This window comes from Mesorhizobium sp. M7A.F.Ca.US.006.01.1.1 (assembly GCF_003997935.1).
Taxonomy (GTDB): Bacteria; Pseudomonadota; Alphaproteobacteria; order Rhizobiales; family Rhizobiaceae; genus Mesorhizobium.
Map to the genome: position 1 here is coordinate 1 of NZ_RZQL01000351.1, position 5,558 is coordinate 5,558.

Sequence of the window (5,558 nt, forward strand, 5' to 3'; positions counted from 1 at the left end):
CACCAATTGGGGCGCCATCGCTTTCCGCACCGGTGCCGCCTACTCCTGGAGCAGCATCTCGACCAAACGATCGGTTGCTTTCAACGGCTTCACGGATGGGCTGTCGGCCGACTACGATGCCGGCACTGCGCAAATCTTCGGTGAACTCGCCTACAAGGCCAATGCCGGACAATTCAAGTTCGAGCCCTTCGCCAATCTCGCCTATGTCAGCGTCCATACCGATGGTTTCACCGAAGACGGTGGCGATGCAGCATTGACCAGCGCCGGTACGTCCACCGACGCGACTTTCACCACGCTCGGCCTGCGCGGCTCGACCGACTTTGCGCTCGGCGGCATCAACGCCACCGCGCGCGGCATGCTCGGCTGGCGCCATGCATTTGGTGACGTCACGCCGACCTCGACCTTCGCCTTCGCTGGCGGCGACGCCTTCACCATCGCCGGGGTGCCGATTGCCAGGGATGCGGCCGTCATCGAGGCTGGGTTCGACTTCAACCTCGCTTCCAACGCTAAGCTCGGCCTGTCCTATTCCGGCCAGTTCGGCGGCGGCACGGTCGATCAGGGCGCCAAGGTCGATCTCGGCATCAAGTTCTGAACAGCAACAAAGGGTGTCGGCCCAACATGGGCAACGCTCGAACGGCGGTCGTCGGCTGCCTTACGGCACGATCCCCCGCGCCTGCCCTACCCTACTCTGGCGACGGCACCGGCGGCTTCGAGGTAATCGCCGTGCCGAAGGCGGCGACAACGACGGCTGCGATCCCGGCCAATTGCGTTGCGGTCAGACTTTCATGCAGGAACAGGAAGCCGGCCAGTGCGCCCAGCCCCGGCTCCAGGCAGGTCAGCGTGCCGTAGATGCGCGCCGGCATACGGGTCAGCGCCACCATCTCCAGGAAGAACGGCAACGCGCTGGAAAACAGGCCGACCAGCAGCGCGCTGACCAGGATCGACGGCGCCAGCAGCGCGGTTCCTGCCTGCGCCACGCCGAAGGGCAGCACCAGCACAGCGGCGATGGCCATGCCGTAGGCAGTGGTGCGGGTGCCAAGTTCCGCGCCGGCCTTCTGGGCGAGCACGATGTAAAGCGCCCAGAAGCCTCCAGCGGCCAGCGCCAGCATCACCCCGATCGGATCAAGCGGCGCGAGGGAATTAATGAGGGGCGACAACAGCAGGATGCCGGCCACCGCCAGCGCGATCCAGGCAAAGTCGCTGGCGCGCCGCGAGCTCAAGGTCGCCACCAGAAGCGGGCCGGTAAACTCCAGCGCCACCGCGATGCCGAGCGGAATCCTGGCGAGCGCTGCGTAGAACAGGAGGTTGAGCGCGGCGAGCGTCACCCCATAAGCGACCAGCCACGGCATAGTGGCACGCGAGGGCCGCATCTGCCAGGGCCGCAGCACCGCGATCAGCATCAACGCACCGATGACCAGCCTGAGCGTCGTCGTGCCTTGCGCGCCGATCTGCGGGAACAGGCCCTTGGCGAAGGTGGCGCCGATCTGGATCGACACCATGGCGCCCATCAGTGCCGCAACCGGCAAGGGCGCCGCTTCGCGACGGGCAATCGGCGTCGATGTCACGTGATCCCATCCTCCATACAGTCGGGTCCAAACCCGACCGGCGGCATGGAGATAGGGCGAACCAGCCGGCCTGTCGTGAGGCAGCGGCAACTGGCTGCTGGGGCACGGACTGTAGGCACGCCATGAGCCTCCCAGGCCGCGAAGCGTTCATTGCTGCAGTGCATAAGGAACAGCTGGAGATGATCCTGTAGGTGCGAGAGCGCAACGACAACGATACGCTTTAGGCGGTGGCGGCCGAGCGCTTGAAGACGATGGTGACCCGCGTGCCCTCGCCGGCACTCGACTTCACGTCGAACTCCGCCTTGGCATTCTCGGTCAGCGAGCGAGCGATCAGCGCGCCGAGCTTGCCGCGCTTGGGCCAGCTCTCGCCGTCCGGCAGGCCAATGCCGTCATCGGCGATCACGATGCGGCAGCCATCGCCGTCAACCATGCTGTGCAGCGTGATCGTGCCGCCTTCGCGCCCCTGGAAGGCATGTTTGAGCGCATTGGTCAAAAGTTCATTCACCACCAGCCCGGTCGGCATGGCGACATTGATCGACACCGGATAGGTGTCGACCTTCATGTCGAGGCGGATGCCCTCGACCGCGTGCGAGTTCATCACCGCCGACGCGATCTGGCTGAGATAGACGCCAAGGTCGACCTCATCCTTGCCATCGTCCCCCGACAGCGTCTGGTAGAGGATTGCCAACGCATCGACGCGACCTGCCAGCCTCTCGAAACGCTTCTGGTCCGGTTCGGCCGCGTTGCGCGTCTCCATCCGGATCAGCGCGGTGATCATCTGCAGATTGTTCTTCACCCGGTGCTGCAGTTCGCGCAGCAGCGTGTCCTTCTCGCGGATACGCTCGTCGATCGATCGCGGATCCTCCGTTTCGCCATGGGCCGAGACGTCGACCAGCGCCACCAGCCGGAAGCAGGCCTTGCCATTGTCGTCCTCGATGACGTTGGAATAGACGTCGACGATCGCCGGCTGGTCTTTTGTCCGCTCCAGCCGGAACGTGCCGATGAAATCGGTGTCCTCGACCACGGCCTCGACCAGCGGCCGGTCCTTCTGCTTGTGCAGGCCGGTGCCGGAAAGCGCCGCCCAGTGTTGCCGAGCGAGCGTCGCCGCCTTGAGGCCGGACAGTTTCTCGAATTCCGGATTGGCGTAGACGACACGCTCCTTCGAATCCAGGCCCGAGACGGCAATGGCTATCGGTACCTGGTCGAGGAATTTCTTGAACTGTTCGCTTTCGAGCGCGCTGGCAAGGTCCGGCGTTTCGAGCAACTGCCCGACCGCTTCGGCCTTCTGTGTATCGGATGTCATCTGCGGCGCCTGTGCTGTGTGGTCACCATCAATAACAGCGATGCGATCGCCCCGCCATCGCCAAAGCACGAGGCGGCATTTTCACGCCCCGCACCGGCGATGGGCGGTGTCGCGCAGCAGCCTCGAAGCAAGCAGTCGACGCCTTGGGAGCGCTCACGCGGCCGGCTTCGACGCCAGCCGTGGACCGGTCTTGACGTCGACGATCTCCGGCTTGCCGCTGTCCACCGTGCCGTCCCAGCCGCCGAGCGCCTTGTTGAGCGCGATGTAGTTGGTCGCCAGCAAGACGCGGCCTTGCAGCAGCGAGTCCTCGGCCGAATAGAGCGAGCGCTGGGCGTCGAGCACGTCGAGAAGGCCTGTCTCGCCGGCCTTGTAGAGCGTGCCTTCAAGGCTTGCGGCATTGCCATAGGATTTCGCGGAAGAGGCCAGCTTGCCGATCCTGATGCGCTCCTGCGACAACAGCACGAGCGCATTCTCCACATCCTCGAGCGCCGTCAGCACCGAAGACCGGTATGCGATGAAATACTGATCGCGCTGGGCCTTGGCGACCTCGACAGCGGCCTGCAACTGGCCGGCATTGAACAAGGGTACGCTGAGCGTCGGCCCGAACGACCAGCCGATCGACGAATTCTTGCCTAGATCGCCGAGCTTGAGCGCCGCCGTGCTGATGTCTCCCGTCAGGCTGACCGAGGGATAGCGGGCCGCCTCGGCCTGACCGATCTTGGCGGTGTATTGCGCGTATTGCCGTTCCGCCATGCGCACATCGGGGCGCGACAGCAGGATGTCGGCGGGAATGCCGGTCGGGATCGGCAGGCGCGGCGTCGGGATCGGCGCGACACGCTTCAGGCGATCGCTGAGCGAGGCAGGCGGCCGGCCGGCCAGCACCGCGAGACGATGCACGGCCTGGGCATAACTCGCCTCCAACGTCGGCACCGCGGCTTCGGTGCTCGCTGCCTGCCCCATCGCCTTGGCGACATCGGCGGCGGTCGCCGTGCCCGCCTGCGCCATGGTGCGGGTGAGTTCGGCGGTCTGCCTTTGCGATGCGGCCGAGCGCCGGGCGAGCGCGATGCGGGCCTGGTAACCGCGCGCCTGGGTATAATAGGAAGCGACATCGCCGACCAGGGTGAGAAGCGTCGAGCGCAATTCCTCCTGCGAGGCGTCCAGCCCGTAGCGCGCGGCCTCGACGCCCCTGCGGTTGGCGCCGAACAGGTCGAGCTCCCAGCTTGCATCGAAGCCGGCTTGGTACTCGCTGTAGGTGGCGTCAGAGCCTGATGTGGTCTCGGCCGACTTGTTGCGGGTGGCCGAGCCGGAGCCGTCGACCGAAGGCAGCAATGTGCCGGCACTCTGGCGATAGCTGGCGCGCGCCTCGCGGATTTTTGCCTTGGCGGTGGCGACATCGAGATTACCGGCAACCGCTTCGTCGACAAGCGTGTTCAGCTCGGGATCGCGCAGCCGCTGCCACCATTTCGACAGTTGCGCCGGCTGGGCAGGCTTTGTCGGCTTCTGGCCGCTCCAGCTTGCAGGCATCGCCAATATGGGCGTCTGATAATCCGGACCGACGACGCATCCCGCGAGCAGGACAGCGGTAATCATAGGCGCAAGAAGCCGCCTCGCGGCCACCGAGCCACGTTCCAAACCTGTCATGTGAAGTTTTCCTTATTGCTGGTTGGCCGTCACCGGCGTCTCGCCCGCATCTGGTTTGGCCGCCCTGCCCTTGAAGATGCGCCGCACCGTGACGAACAACAGCGGCACCAGGAAGACACCGATCACCGTCGCCGCGATCATGCCGCCCATCACGCCGATGCCGACCGAGTTCTGCGCGCCCGAGCCCGCACCGCTGGCGATCGCCAGCGGCAGCACGCCGAGGATGAAGGCCAGAGACGTCATCAGGATCGGCCGCAACCGTTGTCGCGCCGCTTCCAGCGTCGCCTCGACGAGCCCCATCCCGGCGGTCTGCCGCTCGATGGCGAACTCGACGATCAGGATGGCGTTCTTGGCGGCAAGGCCGATCGTGGTCAGCAGGCCGACCTTGAAATAGACGTCGTTGGACTGGCCGAACAGGCTCGCCGCCAGCAGCGCGCCGAAGATGCCGATCGGCACCGACAGCATGACCGCGAACGGGATCGACCAGCTCTCATAAAGCGCGGCCAGGCACAGGAACACGACCAGCGCCGAGATCGCATAGAGCGACAGCGCCTGGTTGCCGGAAAGCTTCTCCTGGTGCGACAGCCCGGTCCATTCGTGGGAATAGCCGGCGGGCAGTTGCGCGACAAGCTTGTCGATCTCGTCCATGGCGGCACCCGAGCTGACGCCCGCGGCCGCCGCGCCCTGGATCTCGACCGCCGCCGAACCATTGTAGCGCTCCAGCCTGGGCGAACCGAATGTCCAGTGGCTGGAGGCAAAGGCCGAGAACGGCACCATGGCGCCGCTGGCATTGCGGACCTGCCATTTGTCCAAGTCTTCCGGCTGCATGCGGAAGTTCGGGTCCGACTGCAGATAAACCGGTTTCACCCGCCCGCGATCGATGAAGTCGTTGACGTAGTCGCTGCCCCAGGCGGTGGAAAGCGTGTTGTTGATGTCGGCCAGGCTGACGCCCAGCGCGCTGGCCTTTTCCTGGTCGATATCGACCGAGAATTGCGGCTGGTCCTCCTGGCCGTTGGGCCTTGTGTTGGCGAGCACCTTGCTCTGACCGG

Annotated in this window: 5 protein-coding genes; 1 reads left to right on the forward strand and 4 read right to left on the reverse strand. The window is 65.4% G+C overall.

From position 1 onward, the window contains the following. Nucleotides 1–592, forward strand: a 592-nt coding sequence (locus EN943_RS34460; protein WP_127416311.1) for an autotransporter domain-containing protein, incomplete at its 5' end; no start/stop codon positions are given. Nucleotides 593–683: 91 nt separating this feature from the next. Here the strand turns inward: EN943_RS34460 and EN943_RS34465 are convergent. The 4 genes from EN943_RS34465 to EN943_RS34480 all read right to left on the reverse strand — a co-directional run. Next, the gene (locus EN943_RS34465; protein WP_127416312.1) at nucleotides 684–1,565 is read right to left on the reverse strand and encodes a DMT family transporter; all 882 of its coding nucleotides are present in this window, start codon (nucleotides 1,563–1,565) and stop codon (nucleotides 684–686) included. Between the two features lie 220 nt (nucleotides 1,566–1,785). Continuing rightward, a complete protein-coding gene (locus tag EN943_RS34470; RefSeq protein WP_127416313.1) occupies nucleotides 1,786–2,868 on the reverse strand; it encodes a histidine kinase dimerization/phosphoacceptor domain -containing protein in 1,083 nt (360 codons plus the stop codon). Nucleotides 2,869–3,021: 153 nt separating this feature from the next. Continuing rightward, nucleotides 3,022–4,509, reverse strand: coding sequence for an efflux transporter outer membrane subunit (locus EN943_RS34475; RefSeq protein ID WP_127416314.1), 1,488 nt, complete (start codon nucleotides 4,507–4,509; stop codon nucleotides 3,022–3,024). Nucleotides 4,510–4,521: 12 nt separating this feature from the next. Then, nucleotides 4,522–5,558, reverse strand: a 1,037-nt coding sequence (locus EN943_RS34480) for an efflux RND transporter permease subunit (RefSeq protein ID WP_206522866.1), incomplete at its 5' end; no start/stop codon positions are given.